The sequence below is a fragment of the Synechococcus sp. Nb3U1 genome (assembly GCF_021533835.1).
Lineage (GTDB): Bacteria > Cyanobacteriota > Cyanobacteriia > Thermostichales > Thermostichaceae > Thermostichus.
In genome coordinates, this window is the sequence record NZ_JAKFYQ010000001.1 from 407,764 (window position 1) to 428,584 (window position 20,821).

At 54.1% G+C, this 20,821-nt stretch carries 26 protein-coding genes and 1 pseudogene; 14 read left to right on the forward strand and 13 right to left on the reverse strand.

Features of this window, described 5'->3' with window-relative positions:
* Positions 1 to 47: 47 nt before the first annotated feature.
* On the reverse strand, positions 48 to 941 hold the full coding sequence (locus L1047_RS01870; protein ID WP_235276979.1) for an alpha/beta fold hydrolase: 894 nt from the start codon (positions 939 to 941) through the stop codon (positions 48 to 50).
* Positions 942 to 1,110: 169 nt separating this feature from the next.
* On the opposite strand from L1047_RS01870, the gene L1047_RS01875 reads away from it, so the two are divergent.
* From L1047_RS01875 to L1047_RS01885, 3 genes are read left to right on the forward strand one after another with little or no spacing between them, the layout of a single operon-like run.
* Positions 1,111 to 1,773, forward strand: a complete 663-nt coding sequence (locus tag L1047_RS01875) for a FecR domain-containing protein (protein ID WP_235276981.1) — start codon at positions 1,111 to 1,113, stop codon at positions 1,771 to 1,773.
* A 16-nt stretch (positions 1,774 to 1,789) separates the two neighbouring features.
* Positions 1,790 to 3,700: an adenylate/guanylate cyclase domain-containing protein gene (locus L1047_RS01880; RefSeq protein WP_235276983.1), complete on the forward strand. Its 1,911-nt coding sequence runs from the start codon at positions 1,790 to 1,792 to the stop codon at positions 3,698 to 3,700.
* 48 nt (positions 3,701 to 3,748) lie between these two features.
* Complete coding sequence (locus L1047_RS01885) at positions 3,749 to 4,879, forward strand: geranylgeranyl reductase family protein (RefSeq protein WP_235276985.1); 1,131 nt, start codon at positions 3,749 to 3,751, stop codon at positions 4,877 to 4,879.
* Positions 4,880 to 4,887: 8 nt separating this feature from the next.
* On the opposite strand, the gene L1047_RS01890 is transcribed toward L1047_RS01885, so the two are convergent.
* The 3 genes from L1047_RS01890 to L1047_RS01900 form a co-directional block, all read right to left on the reverse strand.
* On the reverse strand, positions 4,888 to 5,361 hold the full coding sequence (locus tag L1047_RS01890; RefSeq protein ID WP_235276986.1) for an ATP-binding protein: 474 nt from the start codon (positions 5,359 to 5,361) through the stop codon (positions 4,888 to 4,890).
* A gap of 104 nt (positions 5,362 to 5,465) precedes the next feature.
* On the reverse strand, positions 5,466 to 6,314 hold the full coding sequence (locus tag L1047_RS01895; RefSeq protein WP_235276988.1) for an OmpA family protein: 849 nt from the start codon (positions 6,312 to 6,314) through the stop codon (positions 5,466 to 5,468).
* 133 nt (positions 6,315 to 6,447) lie between these two features.
* A complete protein-coding gene (locus tag L1047_RS01900) occupies positions 6,448 to 7,110 on the reverse strand; it encodes an XRE family transcriptional regulator (protein ID WP_235276989.1) in 663 nt (220 codons plus the stop codon).
* Positions 7,111 to 7,280: 170 nt separating this feature from the next.
* On the opposite strand from L1047_RS01900, the gene L1047_RS01905 reads away from it, so the two are divergent.
* From L1047_RS01905 to L1047_RS01950, 10 genes are all read left to right on the forward strand, one after another.
* Positions 7,281 to 7,610 (forward strand): hypothetical protein, encoded by a 330-nt coding sequence (locus L1047_RS01905; protein ID WP_235276990.1) that lies wholly within the window; start codon positions 7,281 to 7,283, stop codon positions 7,608 to 7,610.
* Between the two features lie 59 nt (positions 7,611 to 7,669).
* Positions 7,670 to 7,927, forward strand: a complete 258-nt coding sequence (locus L1047_RS01910; RefSeq protein WP_235276991.1) for a hypothetical protein — start codon at positions 7,670 to 7,672, stop codon at positions 7,925 to 7,927.
* 187 nt (positions 7,928 to 8,114) lie between these two features.
* Positions 8,115 to 8,477, forward strand: coding sequence for an NADH-quinone oxidoreductase subunit A (gene ndhC, locus L1047_RS01915; protein ID WP_235276992.1), 363 nt, complete (start codon positions 8,115 to 8,117; stop codon positions 8,475 to 8,477).
* Positions 8,468 to 9,208: an NADH dehydrogenase subunit K gene (locus L1047_RS01920; RefSeq protein ID WP_443081673.1), complete on the forward strand. Its 741-nt coding sequence runs from the start codon at positions 8,468 to 8,470 to the stop codon at positions 9,206 to 9,208. The genes ndhC and L1047_RS01920 overlap by 10 nt, the downstream gene beginning before the upstream one ends.
* A 1-nt stretch (position 9,209) precedes the next feature.
* Positions 9,210 to 9,767 (forward strand): NAD(P)H-quinone oxidoreductase subunit J, encoded by a 558-nt coding sequence (locus L1047_RS01925; protein ID WP_268836082.1) that lies wholly within the window; start codon positions 9,210 to 9,212, stop codon positions 9,765 to 9,767.
* A gap of 68 nt (positions 9,768 to 9,835) precedes the next feature.
* Complete coding sequence (locus L1047_RS01930; protein ID WP_235276995.1) at positions 9,836 to 10,009, forward strand: hypothetical protein; 174 nt, start codon at positions 9,836 to 9,838, stop codon at positions 10,007 to 10,009.
* Between the two features lie 85 nt (positions 10,010 to 10,094).
* A complete protein-coding gene (locus tag L1047_RS01935) occupies positions 10,095 to 11,291 on the forward strand; it encodes a class I SAM-dependent methyltransferase (RefSeq protein WP_235276996.1) in 1,197 nt (398 codons plus the stop codon).
* Positions 11,288 to 11,545, forward strand: a complete 258-nt coding sequence (locus tag L1047_RS01940) for a SemiSWEET family sugar transporter (protein WP_235276997.1) — start codon at positions 11,288 to 11,290, stop codon at positions 11,543 to 11,545. The genes L1047_RS01935 and L1047_RS01940 overlap by 4 nt, the downstream gene beginning before the upstream one ends.
* Before the next feature lie 113 nt (positions 11,546 to 11,658).
* Positions 11,659 to 12,585 carry a DMT family transporter gene (locus L1047_RS01945; protein ID WP_235276998.1) on the forward strand — a complete coding sequence of 309 codons (927 nt, stop codon included), beginning with the start codon at positions 11,659 to 11,661 and terminating at the stop codon, positions 12,583 to 12,585.
* 292 nt (positions 12,586 to 12,877) lie between these two features.
* Positions 12,878 to 13,273, forward strand: a complete 396-nt coding sequence (locus tag L1047_RS01950; protein ID WP_235276999.1) for a hypothetical protein — start codon at positions 12,878 to 12,880, stop codon at positions 13,271 to 13,273.
* A 347-nt stretch (positions 13,274 to 13,620) separates the two neighbouring features.
* On the opposite strand, the pseudogene tnpA reads toward L1047_RS01950, so the two are convergent.
* Positions 13,621 to 14,016: pseudogene (gene tnpA / locus L1047_RS01955) on the reverse strand (IS200/IS605 family transposase).
* A gap of 33 nt (positions 14,017 to 14,049) precedes the next feature.
* Here tnpA and L1047_RS01960 point away from each other — a divergent pair.
* The gene (locus L1047_RS01960; RefSeq protein ID WP_235277000.1) at positions 14,050 to 15,342 is read left to right on the forward strand and encodes an RNA-guided endonuclease InsQ/TnpB family protein; all 1,293 of its coding nucleotides are present in this window, start codon (positions 14,050 to 14,052) and stop codon (positions 15,340 to 15,342) included.
* Here the strand turns inward: L1047_RS01960 and L1047_RS01965 are convergent.
* The 8 genes from L1047_RS01965 to glcD all read right to left on the reverse strand — a co-directional run bounded on the left by L1047_RS01965 (position 15,339) and on the right by glcD (position 20,805).
* Positions 15,339 to 15,608: a hypothetical protein gene (locus L1047_RS01965; protein ID WP_235277002.1), complete on the reverse strand. Its 270-nt coding sequence runs from the start codon at positions 15,606 to 15,608 to the stop codon at positions 15,339 to 15,341. The two genes, L1047_RS01960 and L1047_RS01965, sit on opposite strands and share 4 nt — an antisense overlap.
* Before the next feature lie 142 nt (positions 15,609 to 15,750).
* Positions 15,751 to 17,136: a DUF4832 domain-containing protein gene (locus L1047_RS01970; RefSeq protein ID WP_235277003.1), complete on the reverse strand. Its 1,386-nt coding sequence runs from the start codon at positions 17,134 to 17,136 to the stop codon at positions 15,751 to 15,753.
* A 94-nt stretch (positions 17,137 to 17,230) separates the two neighbouring features.
* Positions 17,231 to 17,683 carry an NAD(+)--rifampin ADP-ribosyltransferase gene (gene arr / locus L1047_RS01975; protein ID WP_235277004.1) on the reverse strand — a complete coding sequence of 151 codons (453 nt, stop codon included), beginning with the start codon at positions 17,681 to 17,683 and terminating at the stop codon, positions 17,231 to 17,233.
* A gap of 62 nt (positions 17,684 to 17,745) precedes the next feature.
* Entirely contained in the window at positions 17,746 to 18,228 is a 483-nt protein-coding gene (locus tag L1047_RS01980) for a putative iron-sulfur cluster-binding metallochaperone (protein ID WP_235277005.1), read from the reverse strand.
* A gap of 2 nt (positions 18,229 to 18,230) precedes the next feature.
* Complete coding sequence (gene merF, locus L1047_RS01985) at positions 18,231 to 18,440, reverse strand: mercury resistance system transport protein MerF (protein WP_235277006.1); 210 nt, start codon at positions 18,438 to 18,440, stop codon at positions 18,231 to 18,233.
* Positions 18,437 to 18,841 carry a heavy metal-responsive transcriptional regulator gene (locus L1047_RS01990; protein WP_235277007.1) on the reverse strand — a complete coding sequence of 135 codons (405 nt, stop codon included), beginning with the start codon at positions 18,839 to 18,841 and terminating at the stop codon, positions 18,437 to 18,439. Before L1047_RS01990 ends, merF begins: the two co-directional genes overlap by 4 nt.
* 177 nt (positions 18,842 to 19,018) lie before the next feature.
* On the reverse strand, positions 19,019 to 19,279 hold the full coding sequence (locus L1047_RS01995; RefSeq protein ID WP_235277008.1) for a hypothetical protein: 261 nt from the start codon (positions 19,277 to 19,279) through the stop codon (positions 19,019 to 19,021).
* Positions 19,280 to 19,314: 35 nt separating this feature from the next.
* Positions 19,315 to 20,805, reverse strand: coding sequence for a glycolate oxidase subunit GlcD (glcD, locus tag L1047_RS02000; protein ID WP_235277010.1), 1,491 nt, complete (start codon positions 20,803 to 20,805; stop codon positions 19,315 to 19,317).
* Positions 20,806 to 20,821: the final 16 nt, after the last annotated feature.

Genomic DNA, 20,821 nt, shown 5'->3' on the forward strand with positions numbered 1-20,821 from the left:
CTCTATCCTAACGAGTTTTATAACGAGTTTTATGTCGAGGGGATCCCTTAAACAATCAGCTTACGCAAAAACGGAAGTACCGCCTCCTGCACCTTTTCTGGCCAGTCGTGCTGCGGGTAATGGCCCACTTGCTCTAGCTTTACCACCTGCGCTTTCGGGATCCGTTGGCACAAGGCCGTGACCAGCTCGAACGGCAACCAGCGATCCTGCATTCCCCAAGCGATCAAGGTGGGGCGTTCCCAGGCTGAGAATCCCGCCTCCAACTCCCGCATCACCTGCGGCAGACTGAGGTTTTGCACCGTTGCCAAGAGGGCGCGTCCACTGGCGGAAGTGGTTAAAAAAGGGCGCCGATACACGTCCAGATCTTTGTCTTTCACCTGGTAAATGCCGCCGGTTTCCAGGGTGCGATCCACCAACAGCGGATCCTGGGTGAGCATATCCCCCACTAACGGGATCCCGAAGGCCCGAATCGACCAGGGTAACTTGGCCCCCTGGCCAATTGGGGTATTGAGAATAATCAGACGTTCGATCCGCTCTGGGTTTTTTAGGGCGTACTGTAGCCCGACGGAGCCGAGAAAGCCCTGTACCACCAACGAGAAGCGCTCTAGGGCTTGAGCTTCTATCCACTCTGCTAGGGCCTTCTGTAAGGTTTGCGGGCGGTAGTCGAACTGCCAGCGTTCCGGTTTGGCGGAAAACCCTGAGCCAATCCAATCGGGGGCCAAGGCGCGAAACCCCTGTTCTCCCAAGGCTTTCAAAAGGGGCAACCAGCCGTAGCTTTGAGAGACTAGCCCGTGTAGCAGCAGTACCGGCGGTGGATGACGCTCCGCTCCCTGCGCAGCACGATCGTTGCCCCGGTTAGGATCCACCGAGCGAAAGAACCAGTCCAGCTCCCCTACTTGGATGCGTTGCTCCCGAATCTCCACTGTGTTTGTGCCCCCCATCACAGTGGTTTGAGCTTACCGTGTTTGAGGGGATCCGAGGGCAGAAAAAGCCAATCCAACCGCTGGAGCAGGTCGTACTTTAGAAGGAGAAGGGAGCAAGAGAAGGGAACACCCGCCGGGATCCCGACCCGTTTGTCAAAGCACTGTCACAAGGTTAGATCACCAACCCATGAATACAATGTTACTAGGATTGGCTTTAGGCCTAGGGATGCTTGGGTTGGGGGGTATTCCTCTACAGGCCCAGCCCCTGACCCGTGCGCAGGTAATCGAAATTCCAGAAGCGCCGGTGTTTTGGGCGCAACCCCCTGTCCCCGAAGCTGCCGCCACGGTGGGCACTCAGGTGCAAACAGGAGGCTATCTGCGTACCCAACGTCCTGGCAAAGCTCAGGTGCGGCTCCACGATGGGGTCATGTTTCGCCTGGGGGGAGATGCCCTTTTGGAGATTACGGATGGCGATTTGAACTTGCAACAGGGCCAGATCATCGCCTGGGCCGATCCGGGTACGCCGGGATCCCGGCGCCGCATTCAAACCCCCCTAGCCACTGCGGCTATCCGGAGCTCGACGGTCTTTATCGAACAGATGGAAACGGGATCCCGAATTTTCAGTTGGGCGGGGGAAGTAGAAATTTACCCAGCTGAGGGAGGGGATCCCGTCATCTTAGCGGCGGGGGAAGAACTGGTGCTCAAACCCGATATGACCCAGTTGCCCACCCCCCAAAAAATGTCCCGTGCCGACCTGGAGGCGCGCTTTGCCCAGAGCGACCTGCTCAACGGGTTTGAGTCGGCAATGAGCACTCTGGATACCATTCGGGAAGAGTTGCTATCTCCGTAGGATCGAGATCCGGCTTATGCGCTTCCCTAACTTGAATCGAGCTGGGATCAGCCTGCTGTTGGGGATCACCAGTGGGCTCCTCTGGGGCGGCGTGTACAGTTGGGCCAGTCGGGATGCTGAGGGTGCCCATCTTCTGCTGTGGGCGGATGCTAACCTGTATGGCCAATTTTTTCTCTGGCGGGGGCCCCAGGAGCCGCATCCAGACGTGGTGATCTTGGCGATTGACGAAACCTCCCAGAATTTAGCAGATCTGTTTACCGTCGAAGAGCTGGAAGCGCACCCAACCCTCTCCCAAATGACCCGCTCCCCCTGGCCCCGTGCGGTCTTTGCTGCCGTTCTGGAACAACTGGGATCCGCAGGTGCTAGGAGGGTGGCCTTTGACGTGATTTTCGACCAGGCCAGTGTCTATGGTCCGGAAGATGATCGGATCTTTGCCGAGGTGATTGGCCAGTATGCCCAGCAGACCCTTTTTGCCGTCAGCCGTTCGGAAGAGGTGCAGATCCTGCCGGGGGGATCCCGCAGTGTGCGGGTGGATCTCACCCCCCTTTGGCCAGACTATGCTGCCCAGAATCCTCGTCTGGGGCTGGTCAATTTCCCCCTCAGTTCCAATCGCCAGGTTTTGACCTTGCCGGGGGCGATGGATCTGGATGCGGAACGGTTGCCTTTTGCCATGGCGGCCATAGACCCAGCGACTCCGCGAGAAGCTTTGGGCATCAACTACCGTGGCCCGCAAGGCACTTACCCGACTTTTCCCCTTTGGTACCTGTTCGAACCCAGCTTCTGGCAGTTCAATTTGGCCAATGGCGCGGTGTTTCAGGACAAGATTGTGCTGATCGGGGATACCACCCAACTGGGGCAGGATCTGTGGAATACTCCCTGGGATTCCCTCATGCCGGGGGTAGAGATTCATGCCAATGCGGTGGGCACGTTGCTGGCGGGAAACGGAATCCGTCCTTTGCCTTGGGGTTGGGGATCCCTGTTGATCCTGGTTTCAGGGGTGGGGATGGGCCTGAGCCTGGGGTTTTGCCGGGGGGTTTTGCCCAAAATGGGCCTGACCTTCGCCTGGGGGGGGTTAGGGTTGGCGGGCGCCTATGGGGCGTTTTTGCTGGGGTGGAACTTGCCGGTAACCGGGCTGTTGGCGGCGGGATCCCTAGCAGGACTGGCGGATACGACTCTACAGGGGGTAGAGGAGCGGCGCAACCGTCTGCGCTTGGGGCGCATTTTGCAACGGCGGGTGGCCCCGGCAGTCTTGGCGGAAATTTTGCGGCAGCCGGAGTCGTTTGCCGAAACGTTGGGTGGACAACTGCGCTCGGTGGCGATTTTGTTCTCGGACATTCGCGGCTTTACCCCGTTGGCGGCGGGCATGGCAGCCACGAACCTGGTAGCGCTGCTGAACCGCTACTTTGCCGCGATGGTGGAGCCAATTCTGGCCGAACAGGGCACCATCGACAAGTTCATCGGCGATGCAATCATGGCGGAGTTTGGTACCCCCCTATTTCGGGATGCGGCCACAGAAGCCTTAGCGGCGGTGCGGGCGGCATTGGGGATGCGGCAGGCTCTTGAGCAATTGCGAGCCGAACTGCAACAGGAGGGCTATCCCCTCTTTCACCACGGCATCGGCATCCATTTCGGGGAGGTGGTGGCGGGCAATTTGGGATCCCCCCAACGGCTGGAATACACCGTGATCGGGGATGCAGTGAATGTGGCGGCGCGCCTCGAAAGTCTGACCCAATCCTTGGGCCGGGATATCCTCATCTCCGAGGCCGTTTACCAACTGGTGCGCGATCGGGTGCAGGTGGAAGATTTGGGATCCCATGTCCTGAAGGGGAAAGCAGAACCGCTCCATCTCTACGCTGTCCAAGGACTGCTGCGACCATCCGACGCCTCTGGATACAAACCTGGATACAAATCGAATGGGGTAGGCTAGGAGCCGAGACACGGAACCCCAAAGCGGAAGGGTTCGATTTCAGAAGCGATGTCACAACTTTACGATTGCGTGATCGTCGGTGCGGGTCCTGCTGGGGGATCTGCTGCCTATCATCTGGCCAAGCGGGGGCGCTCAGTGCTGGTGTTAGAAAAGGATCCCTTGCCCCGCTACAAGCCCTGTGGGGGTGGGGTTTCTCCGATGGTGGCGGCCTGGTTTGATTTCGACTTTAGCCCTGCCATTTCCCTGACGATCCGGCAAATTCGCTATACCTGGCGTAGCGGGGATCCGGTGGTGGCGGATTTGGAGCTTAAGGATCCCGTTTGGATGGTGCGGCGGGATGTATTTGACCATTACCTCATGCAGCAGGCACAAGGGCAGGGGGCTACCCTCCAGGCAGAATGTGCTGTTTCCGGCATTGAATGGCAAAGTGATCGCTGGCAAGTGATGACGGCCTCTGGCCCCGTTTGGGGAAAGTATTTGGTTGGCGCAGATGGGGCAAAAGGCTCCATGGCCAAGTGGTTAGGCTTTCAGGAACGGCAACGACGACTGGCTGCTGCCCTAGAAGCAGAGGTTCCCGTTTCGCAGCCGCAAACCGCCGCTGCCCATTTCGACTTTGGTGCTGTTAGTAATGGCTACATCTGGAACTTCCCCAAAGCGGATGGCTACTCGATTGGGGCTGGCACTTTTCGAGGTGGAGAAAAACAAAACCTGCGGCAGATCGCGGCAGACTATGCCCAAACCTTTGGGGTGGACTTGAACTCGGTTAAGCAATTTGGCCACCCGATTTGTCTTTGGGATGAAGATCAGCCGCTACACACCCAAAATGCCCTCTTGGCCGGGGATGCCGCCTGTGTGATCGATCCCTTCACTGCCGAAGGGATTCGCCCCTCTCTGCTCACCGGCCTGTTGGCGGCCCAGGCGATCGACTCTGCCTTGACTGGAAATAGGGATGCATTGGCCAACTATTCAGCCCAAGTGCAACAGGAATGGGGCTCGGAAATGCGCTGGGCCAAACGAATTGCAGCGCTGTTCTATCGCTTTCCGGGGTTGGGCTATAAAGTGGGGGTCAAACGACCGGGAGCCACTCGGCGTATGGGGCAAATCTTGGCGGGAGAATTGCGCTACAGCGATGTGGCCGGATCCGCCATTCGCAAATTAAGTGGTGGCATGCTTTCTTAAGGTTTAGCTCAACTGACAGGCTTCGGGAGATGGGCAGAGTCATTAAAACGCTTGCTAATCAACAGACAATTGCGGCCATCCGCTTGGCGAGTGTAGCTGAGGCGGCTGGTCAGGGCTTTCATCAGTAAAATGCCGCGTCCCCCTTCTGAGTCTGTGTCCAGCTCTGCTGGCAATTGTTGGGCAAATACCTCTAGGTCAAATTCCTGCCCCTGATCCCAGATGCGCAACTCCAACCATTGCGGCGCTAATACCAGCTCAATATCGATCGGCGTGCTTTCCGGTAGGGCCTGGTGGGCATGGCGAACGACGTTGGTAAACCCTTCTGCAAGCACCAACTGACATTCCATCCAAATGGGATCCGGGATGCCCGAATTGCGAAAGGCTTCAAACCACGTCAAAACTTGGCCGAGAGCATCCAAAGTGGTGCTGACTCTCAGCGGGAAAGCCTGTCCATCACTGGCAGGGATCCCTAATGTGTTCAAAGTCGAACTCCAGCCTTCAGGGTGAGACTTGCCTGCATCAACCGTACATCGATCAACCTGATCAATATTTTAAGGTTCTGGCCGGGTTTGTCATCCGCAGAGGTTCAAGGGGCGATGATCAAATCCACACGGCGGTTCTGCTGTCGTCCAGCTTCTGTATCGTTATCGGCCACCGGGGCGGTGGGGCCGAAGCCAGAGGTGGTCCAACTGATGCGATTGTCTTCGGGTAGCAACTTGATTAAGTAATCTTTGACGGCATTGGCACGGCGCAAAGACAGAGCCAAGTTGTAATTCAAGGAGCCAATGTTGTCGGTGTGGCCATTCACTTGAATACGGGCTTCTGGCATCGACTCCAAAGATTCTGCCACCTGGGCCAAAAGGGAGGCCGCCTCAGGGCGAATTTCTGCTTTATCAAAATCAAACATCAAATCCCCCGGCAGGCTGATGGTCTGGGTTCCCACCTGAAACGATGTGGGGGTGGGAGTTGCCGTGGGGGTCGGGGTGGGTTGGGGCAGAGTGCTGTCCGCATCCGCTTCTCCAGTTGCAATTTCGGCAGTAGTAGAAGACTCCGTCACCCGTTCTGGTTCCCCTGCTTGGGAACGTAACCGCTGCAGGCGCGATTCCAGTTCTTCAATCCGCATCAACAACTGAATGACCTGCTGGCGCATTTCCCGAATTTCAGCTTCGATATCGGTAAAGCTCTCGCGGTCTGCCGGATCAACCACCGGAGGGTTGGCCTGGGGTTGGGGTGGAGAGAGGGTGGCCAGGATCTGGGGGGTCGGCAAAGTCGGTTCAGGGGGAGAAAAGCCTGGATCTGGCTGTGTCTGGGTTTGAGCTTGCTGAGGCAGTACCATCCCGGCGAGGATCCCGCTGCTGAGCAAAAGGATCCCACTGAGTAGGTTGAGTGAAAAGTGGAGTGAAGAAGTGGAGTGCTGGCGGGGTGTGCGCGACATCGATGGCGAACCTCCGGCTGAGTGGACAGACTTGGGGTAGGAATTTTACCCAATCCTAGCCAGAGGCCGGATCTTGCCAAGGGGATTGTCAGTCGGTCTGGCTACCACTTCCCGCTAGGAGTTAATCAAAGAGTTAATCAAAACTAATGCGGCCTCGATAGCGCCCAATGATGGTCAACCCGTGGGCGGGATTCGCCAAATCAACCGTAAAGGGTGGAAAGCGGGGATTATCGCTGATCACTTTGACCTGGGATCCGGGCAGGCGCTGCAGCCGTTTGACCAGTAAATCCCCATCCATTTGAAAAACGTAAATACCTTCGCGGCTGTTGTCTTCCCCCTCCAGCCGTTCCACGAAGATCAAATCCCCATCTTCCAAGGTGGGAGACATGCTATCCCCCTGCACCCGAATCAGGCTGAGCTCAGCGGGGTTTCCCTTCAGGCGTGCCCGCAACCAGCTGCGTTCAAACCCGATCACCGATTCGATGGATTCTTCGCGCACCAGTACTCCCGTCCCGGCGGAAGCGGTCACATCGATAAAAGGCACATAGATGTACTCCGTTTCCGCGTCGGCAGTCTGCACCTGCGGGGATCCCTCGCCGGTGATTAACCAACTGAGGTTTACTCCGCCCACTTGGGCGATTTGCAGGGCTTTGTCAATGCTGGGGACGGATCCCTTCAAGTAGCTGCGTAGGGCAGTATCACTAATTCCGGCCCGGCGACCAAAAGCATAGATGGCCTCAGTGCCGATCACCTGTCGCAAGCGGGCTGCAAACGTGGAGCTAGAAGGAGAGTGCATCGGGTTCAACACTACAGGTTGTGGAAAGCAGAACTCTCCCCCACTATATCTTGACTACCCAGCGATTTGTGGGTAGCCTAAGTCTAGAGCTTAACTAAATTTAGTGAATTTTCTGCTGAAGTCAATTGTTTTTGGTGAGTCTTACCAGTTTGTGTTGTTGAGGAGTGGATATGCAATCAAAATCGGGTCGCCCATCTTTGGCTCTGCTGCCATCGCAACGGGAAGGTTGGCTGCAGCGCTACCTACGCTTTTTGCGGGGGGATTCGCCTGTTGTGCAAGCGGTTTCTGGTCAACCTGTCCCTCAGGTTAAAAAGGACTCTCGCCCTTTGCAGGTGGTGCCTTCAGCAAACTCCGATCGAACCCATCAAGAGCCCCTTTCCCTTCAGCTTTGGCGGGAAGGCCGCAAAGTCGAGCGTATTTTTGCCCAAAATCGCATTCAGCGGGCAGCCAAACGTCGGGATCTACGCCCATCCAGCTCCATCACCCCGTGGGGATCCTGATAGGATTTAGGGTGCGTCCATGCTTCAGGATTTTCCCTGTCCCACATATCCCACTCTCTATGACTTCCTCCGATTTCAAACGCTGGCTAGATAATCTCCTGATTGCCATCGTTTTTCTGGTATTTGCCGGGTTCATTGGGTTTGTCTTTTCGGTAACAGGGGCATTTGTCGGGATCCCGCTGGGCTACAAACTTTGGATGCGGCTCTGGTTGCCTTTGTTTCAACCCGCTCTGGGGATCCTGATGGCTGGGGCTTTGCTGATCGGGGTTTGGGGTTGGTGGGAAAAGCGTCGTCAGGGATCCGAAAAAATCGATTAGTTACACCAGTAACTCCCCTGCTCAGCCCAAGTGGATCCCATTTGTGGGGTTTACCCTTTGGCAAGACCCTATCCAGAGCAATCGTGATCATTACCAGAATTGAAGATCTGCAGGCACAGGAGAGCTACAGACTGGCTCTATACTGGAAACGTATCTAAATGTTGAGCAACCCGGGCGGTCTAGCGTTGTGTTTGTTCTACCCAACTACGAGTATTTGCTGGTTTTTCTGCTCCTGTGCTCTCTGCTGCCAATTTTGGCTCTGACGGCATCTGCCTTTTTGGCTCCGAAGCGACGGGGCGCTTTGCGGCGCAGCACCTATGAGTCAGGTATGGAACCGGTGGGGCAAGCCTGGATTCAGTTCAACATTCGTTATTACATGTTTGCCCTGGTTTTCGTCATTTTTGATGTGGAGACGGTGTTTCTCTATCCCTGGGCGGTGGCGTTTCATCGCTTGGGGCTGTTGGCCTTTGTGGAGGCCCTGATTTTTATCGCCATCCTTGTGGTGGGCCTTGTGTACGCTTGGAGAAAAGGAGCACTGGAATGGTCATGACCTCTCAGAAGCCTCAGGTATTGTTTCCGGGGGCAGCCCCGGAGGTGACCTCCGACCTTTCTAACAATGTCGTTCTCACCACCGTGAACGACCTCTATAACTGGGCCAAAATGTCCAGTCTCTGGCCACTGCTATACGGCACGGCCTGCTGCTTCATTGAGTTTGCGGCTATGCTCGGATCCCGGTTTGACTTCGACCGGTTTGGCCTTTTGCCCCGTTCTTCCCCCCGCACGGCAGACTTGATCGTGACAGCGGGCACCGTAACCATGAAGATGGCTCCCGCTTTGGTCAAGCTCTACCAGCAAATGCCCGAACCCAAGTATGTGATCGCCATGGGAGCCTGCACCATTACCGGTGGCATGTTTAGCTCCGATTCCTACAGTGCCGTGCGTGGTGTGGACAAGCTGATCCCGGTGGATGTGTACATTCCTGGCTGCCCGCCTCGCCCAGAAGCAATCATGGATGCCATTGTCAAGCTGCGCAAAAAGATTGCCACCGAAGATATGCGGGAGCGGGATCGCTTGCTGCAAACCCACCGTTACTACACCGTGAAGCATAACCTCAAGCCTGTACCCGAGATCATCACGGGCAAGTACCTGGAAAATGAGGCCCGTCAGGCTCCACCCCCGGAATTAGCTGCCGCGATTGGCTTGCTTGTACCCCCTGCGCTGCAGACTGCGGATCTGAAACAAGCGGAACAGCAATTCAAGGCTCTACGGGGAGGGATGTGAGATGGCGGAGGAGAATGAGGCTCAGGGACAGCAGGTGCCAGACTCTGGGCAAGACTCAGGTGCGGAGCAGCCAGTTTTGGTGGAGTGGGGCCCTGTCTCTCAGTTTTTGATGGATAACGGCTTCGATCATCAGTACCTAGATCGAGATGCAGCGGGGGTTGAGCTGTTGGAGGTGCCACGGGAGTTTCTCTTGCCGCTGTGTACCGCTCTGTATGCCTACGGCTTCAACTATTTGCAGTGCCAGTGTGGATATGATCTGGGGCCAGGGCAACCTTTGGTCAGCCTCTACCACCTGATCAAGCTCTCGGACGGAGCGGATCGCCCCCAGGAGGTGCGGGTACAGGTGAAGTTGCCGCGCCAGGATCCGCGGCTGCCCTCGGTGTACTGGATTTGGAAGTCGGCAGACTGGCAAGAACGAGAAACCTACGATATGTACGGCATCGTTTTTGAGGGACACCCCAACCTGAAGCGGATCCTGATGCCGGAAGACTGGGTGGGTTGGCCCTTGCGTAAAGACTATATCACTCCAGATTTTTACGAGCTCCAGGATGCTTACTAAATGCTTACTCAATGCCCACTAGGGGTTAGATTGGGGATTCCAGCGGTGTTGATCAGGATGTGCGGAAGATGTGGCCTATTATTCTGTTGGCGATCTACGGCGGTGGAGTTTGGTACTCGGCTCGCAAGGCGGATCGCATCTATTCCGGATCCCAAAGGTGGGTGGTCTCTGCCCTCTGGCCGGTGCTTTTGGCCTCGAACCAGCAGTTTCGCCAGAACCTTCGCCGCCCTTTGAACAAGTAATTTGAACAAGTTGGCTAAACCAAGTCATCTAAACAAGTGATCTAGAGTTCACTAAGTTAACCGAGTGGGATCCTTTCAACCTCTGGTGTCCACACAACGACAAGCCTCTCAGGAGTTGCAGCGGCTGATCGAGGGTCGCATTCGCCAGCGAGGGCGGGTGACTTTTGCCCAGTTCATGGAATGGGCTCTTTACGAGCCAGGATTGGGTTACTACGAGCAGGGATCCCCGATTGAGCCCGATTATCTGACTTCTCCCCACTTGGCACCCGATTTTGCCCAGTTGTTGGCGGAGCAAATGTTCCAGTTCTGGGAGATTTTGGGATCCCCGTCGGTTTTTGCTGTGATCGAGATGGGGGCGGGCAGTGGGCGGTTGGCGGAAGATTGGCTCACCTATGTGCAGACTGCGCACCCCCCATTTTGGCAAGCCCTGGAATATCGGATCTTGGAGCGTTCCGCCACCCTGCGGCGGTTGCAACAGGAGCGGCTAGCGGCCTTCAGAGATAAGGTGAGTTGGTTGGATGGTGCTACGCACCTTGCGGAGCAAGATTGGGACGGGATCCCGGATCAGTCGGTGACGGGTTGTTTTTTTTCTAACGAGCTGGTAGATGCTTTTCCGGTGCACCGGGTGCAGGTGCAGGATGGGGCACTGCGAGAGATCTATGTCGCAGTGGGAGAAACGGGCTTCCGAGAGGTGCTGGGGGATCTCTCCAGTCCGGTATTGCAGGAGTATTTTGTGCGCCTAGGGATCCCGGTTGAAGGTTACCCGCAGGGCTACCAAACGGAGGTCAACCTGAGGGTGCTGGACTGGTTACACCTGCTATCCCGAAAATTGCGGCGGGGCTATGTGCTCACCCTAGACTACGGCCATACCGCTGATCGTTACTACAGCCCCCATCGGTCTCAGGGCACCCTCTTGGCCTACCGCCAGCACAGCAGCCACACGGATCCCTATGTGCAGGTGGGATCCCAAGACCTAACCGCCCATGTAGACTTCACCACCCTACAGCAGGTGGGGGAAACCTTGGGATTGCAGACGTTAGGATGGACTCGTCAAAGCAGCTTCCTGGTGTGTTTAGGCCTGACAGAACGCTTGTCGGCCCTCAGCCAAGCCGCCGAGACTGTGGATATAGGCCAAGTCTTGCAGCGGCGACAGGCTCTACACTCGCTGTTGGATCCGATGGGGTTGGGAGGCTTTGGGGTGTTGGTGCAAGCCAAAGGTCTGACGGACTCGGAGCGAATTCATCCTTTGCGGGGCTTTTGTGAGCCGGAGCGAATACTGTGAACCTGACCCTTTGGATTGGTCTAGTGGCAGCCACCCTGACCACCTCCAGTTTTTTCCCTCAAGCCTGGAAAACTTGGCGCAGCCAACGGGCGGATGATTTCTCCTGGAGCTATTTGCTCTTGTTTGGGGTCGGGATCCTGATGTGGGATCTGTATGGTCTGTTGCGTAGAGATACTGCTATCACCCTTGCCAATACAATGACCTTGGCTTTGGTCGGTGTGATCATCCTGACCAAATTTCGCTCCGAGCGCTGAGGGATCCAGATCCCTCTCACCACAAAAGAGCCCGTCTGTAAAGGTCGGGTCGGCTCCTATGGGATCCCTATCTTTCGCCTACAGTGGAATATTGGAATTCATAAAGTTAAGCCATGAAAGGTCTGTTTCCTGCCATCCCCACTGGTATCGGCTTTTCCTGGCGAAGAATTCCCAAAACCCTCAAGGGGATCCTGTTGATTCTGATCTCCGTTGGTTGTTTTGCCACGATGGATGCCTCAATCCGTCGCCTGTCGGGGGAGTTGCACCCGTTCGAGATCGCCTTTTTTCGTAATTTTTTCGGTTCATTGGCCCTGATGCCGCTGTTGTTGCGGGAGGGGTTGGGATCCCTGCGGACAGAACGGTTAGGGTTGTTTGCCCTGCGTGGCGTGCTAAATACGATCGCCATGCTGATGTTTTTCTGGGCTTTAAGTCGGATCCCTTTGGCGGAGGTGACGGCCCTGAGTTTTACAATTCCTTTGTTTGCCTCTCTGTTTGCCATCTGGCTGCTGCGAGAGCAGGTGTACCTGCAGCGCTGGGTGGCACTTGGCCTAGGCTTTGTGGGTATGGTTGTGTTGTTGCGACCAGGTTTTCAAGCAGTGACCTTGGGCTCGGCGGCGGCACTGGCGGCTTCTATTTTGTTGGCTTGGGTAACGGTGCTGATCAAGATCCTCTCGCGCACCGAATCGAGCATTACGATTACAGCCTACATGGGCTTATTTCAGGCGCCCTTATCGCTGTTGGCAGCGGTGTGGTTTTGGCAATGGCCGGGCTGGCAAGACTGGATCCCGTTATTGGCTATTGGCTGCCTGGGCACACTGGGGCAAGTGCTGATGATCCATGCCTTTGCCTATGCGGATGTCTCGACGCTTCTGCCTTTCCAGTTTTCGGCCTTGATCTGGGCAACTTTGTACGGCTTTTTCTGGTTCGGGGAATGGCCAGATCTGTGGACTTGGGTAGGCGGTGCCATTATTTTTGGCAGTTCTCTGGCCTTGGCCTATCGGGAATCTCGGTTGAAGGTAGGTGGTACCCTCAGTCCGTGAGGATCCTCGCAAAACTACGGTTGTTCATCCCTCCGTCCGGAGGATAGCTTGGCCGTGTGAATAGATTTGAAATTAATCAGTCAAAAATATGAGAATACTAAAAATAGTGGCGCTGCTACTTGCCATCATTTGCCTACATGCTTGCGGCTCTTCATCTTGGGTAACCCACAGCAGTCCAGGGATGAGGGGTGTTAAGGTGTCGGCTGCTGTACACCTTTCTGAGCAAGAGGCTCGCCCCTCAAGTTTTCGGGATCCGCGCTCGTCTTCTGTGGTCAATCAGCTGGATCAATTTATGAAAGTTACCTTGAGGTGTGATCCTATCTTCACTGGCACAGGTGTTAATCCGCCAGAGGTGGATGCAGTTACGGTGCAGTTTTCCATTTCCTCTCCAAGTGCTCCGCTGATCTCTTTTAATGCAACTGCTCGGGGTTTTGAGGAAAATGGAACTTACTTGAGTGATCAAGATTTGGTTTTCAATGATGGCGTGTCTGTTGGAGAAGAGCCGATTCCTGATCTTGCGATTACTTTTCCAGGAACCTTTCCCCCAAGTGTGACAAGAGTTTGCTTGGATGTGTTCGGTGTCAGGTTACAACCGTTCCCTTTTGGTAGTCCTAGGCTTTTCCCATTTTCGGTACAAGATCTCTGCACACCCCAAAATCTTGACTTGAACTTAGCTTGTAATACTTAGTCAAAAATTGTTCTTTTTTGAGTGGGTTTTTGTATTTTGCGGGTTTACCTCCTGGAGAGGCCTATAAAAGAAGGTTATGCCGCATGCCTGCGCTCAGCTGATGTCCGTGATCTTGGCGATCAGTTCGCCCAAGAATTCAAACTCCGAACGGCCAGATAGGTTCAGGACCTGACCCTTCTTTAGCTTGATTGGCGGGTAGACCGCAGGTCGTTCCTAGCCCCGCACTGTACCTTCAGGTCAGTGTCGGGATGAAAGCCGTGCTTGTTGAGTGTGGCAATGCTTACAGCAGGCTATGCCAACGATGCCGCACTCAACAAGCCCTACCCAACGAATCAGTCTGGGGCATCTTAGTTTTCGATGTACTTTTTCAAGACTGAAACTGTCACGCCCCCACAGGATGCGATGAAGTACGATTCATTCTAAAGAACATTCTTCCAATACACTTTATCAACTTCTTCCGGGAACTCACTGCAAATCTTACGACTGGTTAGAGACTTCAAATTACCGATGAACTTTGGAAGTTCTGTTTGTGGGAGGTACTGAAGCAACAAATGGATATGATTTTCTTTCCCATTGAACTCAATCAACTTGCACTGCCACTTTTGGCACAGGTCATTCATGAGTTCTCCCATGCGAGTCAGCATTTCCCCCGTCAGTACCTTACGTCTGTACTTGGTTGTTAACACCAAATGAGCTTTCAGGTCGGACATGGCTCTACCACTTGAAACAAAATCGTTGTGTATATCACTGTTTTTTGTTTATGCTACACTCAATCTATGAGAATTGCCTATCAATACAAGCTACTGCCATCCACTTTGCAACTTGTCACGATGAATCGTTGGCTTGATATGCTTCGGCAGCAGTACAACTGGATGCTGGCAGATTGGTTTGATTGGTGGGAAATGAATCGCTGTCTTGTCAATGCTTGCCCCCTGGTTTGCAACATCGCTGAACCCAGAGAAAAGCCTGAATACTACGGACAGAAACGCTCTCTGGTAAGGCTGAAGCGGGATAGACCCTGGTACAAAGAGATTCATTCTCAAGTGCTACAAGATATGGTGAAGCGGGTCAAACTCGCTTTTGCCCGTTACCTGAAAGGGGACTGCAACGGCAAAAGATCGGGCAAGCTTCGGTTTAAGGGTGTAAATCGGTATCGTTCGTTCACCTACCCTCAAGCTTCGATTGACTGGATTGATAGCAACAAAATCGAACTGCCCAAAATTGGAGCAGTGAAAGTCGTTTGGAATCGTCCATTACCTCCAGGGTTTGAGGTCAAAAGCGCAATTCTGAGTCGGAAAGCTGACGGCTGGTATATCACGCTGTCATTGCAGGATGATTCGGTTCCTGAACAAACGATTGACGTTGTCCCAAATTGGGATAACTCCATTGGCTTGGATATGGGGCTAGAGCATTTTGTGGCAGATTCAGAGGGTGAATTGATTGACTATCCTCGTTTCCTGAGGCAGGCAAAATCCAAGCTTGCCAAGTTGCAGCAAAAGTGTGATGCTCGCCCCAAAGGCAGCGTCGCCCGAAAGAAGCTGAGTCAAAGGATTGCACGACTGCATCAGAAAATTGCAAGACAGCGATATCAGTTTCACTGCGAGACGGCGAATCAGTTGCTTATCAAAGCTGATGTGGTCTTTGTTGAAGACTTTAACCTCAGCAATATGACGAAGCGGTGCAAACCAAAGCAGGACGAAAATGGAACGTTTCTACCCAATGGACAAGCGGCAAAAGCAGGACTGAACAAGTCTTTCGCTGATGCTGGAATCAGTCAGTTCGTGAACCAAATCCTACCTTTCAAAGCTGAAAAAGCTGGAAAGAGAAGGATTAAGGTTAATCCGACTGGCACAAGCCAGCATTGCTGTGTTTGCCTGAACCGTGTCCCGAAAGAGTTGTCGGACAGGTGGCACTCCTGCCCAGAATGCAAAGCAGAAATGCCACGCGATACAAATTCTGGGGTGCTGATCAAAAAAGTGGGGTTGGGACTCGCCTCACTCAAAAAAGCTCAAAGGGCTACGGCTCGGAAAGAAGCCCGCGCTCTATGCGTTGGCACAAGCCTGCCCTAGGCACAGCATGAGCGTCGGGAGTAGTTCACTCCATTTGGAAGATCATCGGCAACGAACGCACGGAACCTGATGGAAGCGACAGCCAGATTTCCTGTGGTTTCAAAGGCCAGAATGTCCTGATGTCGCTCGGAGAACAGCAACAAGGACTGCTCCGCAAGTTCCTTGAATTCGGCGACCCCGCTCGTACTCGCATTCACGATGCCGCCGGAGATGTTTTTGAACTCAACATCGGGATGAAGCGTAAGAAGCATTTCAGCAGAATTCATCTACAGCCTCCAGGGTGTGCGACATAATGATTCAGCTCTCCTGCCGGCAGGGAGCTATGAATTCCTGAGAGCCTACATGCCCCGCCGGTCAAGTGTAGCGCCTGGTTCGGCTACTCGACGTTGTGACAGTATCCGCAATCCATCACCGGATCACGACCCTGCCCAGCGAGAGCCAACTGGGCGCGTCGGCGTCTTGGGTCTTGTTGGCAAACCGCACTGGCTTGCCCCCGGGCAACGGGTTCAGTACCCGAACGGCCAAGGTATAGGTGCCGGGCTTCGTCTCGGACACGTCCAGCGTGTCTGACCAGACCCGCGGCTTCTCCCCCGACAGGAGGCCCGACAGCTTGCCTGTGGCGCGGAACGTCTGCGGCGGCTTGCCGGAAGCCAGCAACCCCCATTCCGCCGTCCAGTCGTAATAGAAGGGTGCCACCCCACGGTTCTCCAACTCCAGATTGACTGCCAGCTTGCCATCCCGGGCATCGCCGACAGTGACCGTCGGGACATGGAACTCGTACCCCATTTTCCGCACCCCGTCTTCCGCCCGCCGGATTCGGTCGGCATGCTGCTTTTCGTTGAACATGCCGCTGTCCATTAGCCAGGTGACGTGCGTCTCCTGTACGCATCGGAGGAAGTTCTGAACCTGCTGATTCTCTGGCTTCTCGTCGAAGACCTGGCCCCACGCCTCTGGGCGGATCTCCCCACCGACGGGGTGTTTCTCCCACTTTACCTCGGCTTCCGGGCCGGCGGCTTTCAGCATGGTCAGATAGAACCACTCGTCGCCCTTCTTGCCAGTGTCGAGCGTTGCCCACGCGAATGAATCGTCGTGGTAGCCGAACCGGCGACCCGTGTTCGTCGCCATTCTGGGGTGTTCCTTGCCGACAGGATACCGCACCAGCACGGGCGTCACCTTGAATGCCGCCTCGTAGGCGTCCATCACTTCCGTTTGCACCGTTTTGCTGGCGAAGAGTTCGTCTCTCGGGTAAGTGTGCCACTCGCCCCAGGCCCCAAGCAAGCCGGCGGTGATGAACCCGACCCGGGGGTCGCCGTCGTACTTTTTGCCTAGCGCCGCGATGAAGCCCCCCAACGAACGCCGGAGGTTCTTGTCCTCGTAGTCTGGAGTTTCCGTCCAGGTGTTGCCGGTGCGGTACTTGTGGACTTTCAGCCCGTCCTTGATGAGGAAGTTGGGGATCGCGCCGGTCTTGCCCGGATACTCCAGGTAGATGCGGAAGATCGCCTGGTGCCCGCGCGAACTGATATCGTCGAGTAGTTTCTCCAGCGACCACCAGTCGAACTCGTCATACCCTCTCGCTAGAGCCGAGTAAGGCAGGTAGTTGAACTCCAGACTGTGCGGGAACATAGTTCGTACGTCAGCTTGGTAGGGCACCAGCCCTTTGAGTGGGTTGTCCACCGGAGCCGGAGCGTACTCCAGCCGTCGAGATGCAAGGCCGTCGCCCGGCTCGACGATTAGAGCAATGACAATTAGAGCAATCAAGACCCCTAAACTCACGATGTTGGTCTCTCGGATCATCTCTCTGGCTCTCCGCCCTCCGACGTCTAACACACTGAGTTAAGCCGCGCCACGAAGTGGCCTCGGCTTGAACGACTTGTTGCTTAACAAATCGCTAGTCCTCAATGATGGCGAGGCCACGGCGCTTCAGATCTTCCAAAGATTCCAACATTTGCTGCAGTACATCAAGGGGATGACCTTGCCAGTCTTCGACCAACCCAACAATTCTTAGCGGATCAAACGTACGATAGGACTTTGTTGGATTTCCTGGGAACCTTTTGTTCGTAAGATTCGGGTCGTCCTCAAACGGCCCGGTTGGCTCGACGATGTATATGTAACCACGACCATTTAGGCGTGACAGCGCCATTGCAAGTTCCGCTCCCCAAATGGCAGGTTCCATCAAGGCTGAAAAGTAGATGTGTTTAAGGGCACGGCCATTCGTAAAGTGGGACGGGTGCCCGGTGGTTAACAAGTCGCCAATTGATAGATTGGCTTTGGTGCCATGATAGAATGATCCACGCACTTGCTGACAATTCTCATGTGACATGGGAATCCAATCATTCGACATTCGTAACCTCCATGGACGGGGAAACGAACTTTGCTGCCTAACGTTTCCATTATAGTGTGCCATCATTTAGCCAATGCTTCAACTGTTTGTTTGACCACTGATCTGACATTCTCTAAACAACAAGAGCCTTGGGGATTATTGACTTGACAGCCGCAACGTTTTGCTTTAATGTGAGTTATGATAATATCGACAGAATTGCTCTCCCCCAACTGGTTAAGCTCTTCACGAATACGTTGCCGACTCCAACCAAAACAGTAGCAAACAAAAGCATCATCATTCTCATTTTTTTGAAAAACAGATACTTTCAGATCAGCAGTTGTGAAGGTTTGTCCTTGCTCGGAAAAGTAAACAACTGGGCAATTGGGGCTTGGACAAAACCCGTAAGCAGTCGCTGGATTCAGTTGCTCTAGTGCAACTGGTACTAGTAAGCTTTTTAGAGTGATGAGTTGGACAGGTTTTCCTTTGGTACCGTCCTGCGGGCACAGACGCTGCCAAAGAGATCCACTCTCTTCATTAGATGAAGATGGACAACAAAATTCAGTCATTGTTATATTCCTCCACTTCTATAGCGACGATATGAAACAAATGTGATGATCAGCAGCACAACTAGGGCAGGCAGCAAAATGTAATCTAGGTAGCCAATCATAACTCCTAAACCAATTGCACTTATGGTTATAGCTACGACAGGTGTAAAGCAACATAGAGAAACTATGACTGTTCCTAATACACTCGCCCAAAACGTAACTTTGGACTTCATGGCAATTTGTCCTGAAAAACAATACAGTTTGCAGATTGTCCTTTTTCAGCAAAGTTGTTTTCGCAATGCTGAATTAGAGGTAATAATTCACTTTTCAACTTCTGCAATTGGGCGATCGCCTCTTCAATTTGGCTGACTTTGCTCACTAGTTTGGAATGAATCTCATGGCATGGGGGTGCTTCGCCATTCTGAAGTAATAAGACCTCTTTGATCTCATCAAGGGTCAAACCTAATGCTTTAGCACGAGTAATCAAGCCTAGCCGCTCTATGTCTGTCTTGTCGTACAAGCGGTAGCCTGATTCAGTTCTCCTGGGCTTTGGAATTAATCCAATGCGCTCATAGAAGTATAGAGTTTGCGGATTAAGTCCCAGTTTGTGAGAGACTTCGCTAACTTGCAGCATCCTAAATACTCCACCAATTTAGTTGCCTGGATGCTCCAAGGATAAACCTTAGCTCAGCGACCGCCGCTGGAAACGCCCGTTCGGCTGCAACAATCGCTGACAAATCACCTGAACCGCTCGCCTGCCCAGCGGGGCGGCGGTTCGCTGGAGCGCTCTGGTTAGGTGTCGACATCGTTATCACACTATCTCCTCGAACAACTCACGCCAACTCTCCAAATCGTCGTCATCGTGAATGTCCCAGACGCGCTTCGGCTCTGCTCCTGCCTGTGAAAATACATAACCGGTGTAGCCGTGATAGTGGCTGTATGCGTCGCTCTCGTAAGTCAGCACCTCTCCCGCCGTGAAAGCATCGCGCAATGACTTGAAGTCGTGGCGCACTCGGTAGCTACGACCGACCGAGAATGGCGAAACTCTCCAAGGTCGAATCTCCTGTGGCATACGCTGACACCTAATAAGTGGATCACCTTTCAAACTCAAAAGGCCGGGATCCCTTGCCATTCCGGTTGGGTATGGGCATGGGCTGCTTCGCCACAGGTGCGTGGTGTAGGGAAGATCTTGCCGGGATTGGCAATGTGCTCAGAGTCAAAAACCTGTCTTACCCATTGCATGGTTTCTAAATCGGTGGCAGTAAACATCTCTGGCATGTAACAACGTTTGTCGGCTCCAATGCCATGTTCGCCGGAAATGCTACCCCCCAACTTCACGCAGAGCTTGAGAATTTCTCCCCCCAATTTTTCTACTTGCTCCAGGGATCCCGGCACAGATTCATCGTAAAGAATCAGAGGATGGAGATTGCCATCTCCGGCGTGAAAAACATTGGCCACCGGATAGCCATACTCGCGGCTGAGGCGCTCAATTTCCGCCAAGATAAAAGAAAGCTGACTGCGGGGAATCACCCCATCCTGCACATAGTAATTGGGGCTAAGTTTACCCATAGCTGCAAAAGCGGCTTTACGACCCTTCCACACCCGCAAGCGTTCTTCAGGGTCAGAGGCGATTTGTACTTGGCGGGCCCCATTCTTGAAGCAGAGAGCCTTCACCTGTTGGCTGGCTTCTTCTACTTCCAACTGGAGACCATCCACTTCCACCAGCAAAATGGCTGCCGCATCCCGAGGGTAATAGCCCAAATTGACGACATCCTCGACAGCATTGATACTGAAATTATCCATAATCTCCATGCCGGCGGGGATAATACCGGCAGCAATGATGTCCGATACAGTGGAACCGGCGGCCTCGACACTGTCAAAATCCGCCAGCAGGACTTGAATTTGTTCTGGGGTTTTCACTAAGCGCAGGGTGATCTCGGTGGCCATGCCGAGGGTGCCTTCGGATCCCACGAACAGACCTACCCAGTCATAGCCGGGCATTTCCGGGATTTTGCCCCCCAGCTCAAGAATGTCTCCATCCGGCAGCACGACTTTCAGCCCAAGGATATGGTTGGCGGTCACCCCATATTTCAAACAATGAACACCCCCCGAATTTTCTGCCACATTGCCCCCAATCGAGCAGACCGATTGGCTAGAAGGATCCGGTGCATAGAAGTAGCCCTGAGCGGCGACAGCTTGTGTGATCCAGGTGTTGATCACCCCTGGCTGTACCACCATGTACCGGTTTTCTAGATCGATCTCCAGGATCCGCTTCATCAGGGTGGTGGCGATGACCACGCAGTTTTCAACTGGTAAGGCCCCTCCCGATAAACCAGTACCCGAGCCACGGGCGACAAACGGCACCCGATACTGATGACATCGCCTAATCACCGCTGAAACCTCTTCTGTGCTGCGGGGCAACACCACCAGGGCAGGCATCTGACGATAGCTAACCAGACCATCGCATTCGTACACCAGCAGCTCTTCCGGCTTGCTGATCACCCGCTCTGGATCCAATACCGTTTTCAGCTCGGCGATCAGCTTCAGCCAGTCGAAGGTAAGACCCGTTTGTAAAGGATGAGGAGCCTGGACAGACATGTAGAGTGGATGAGTG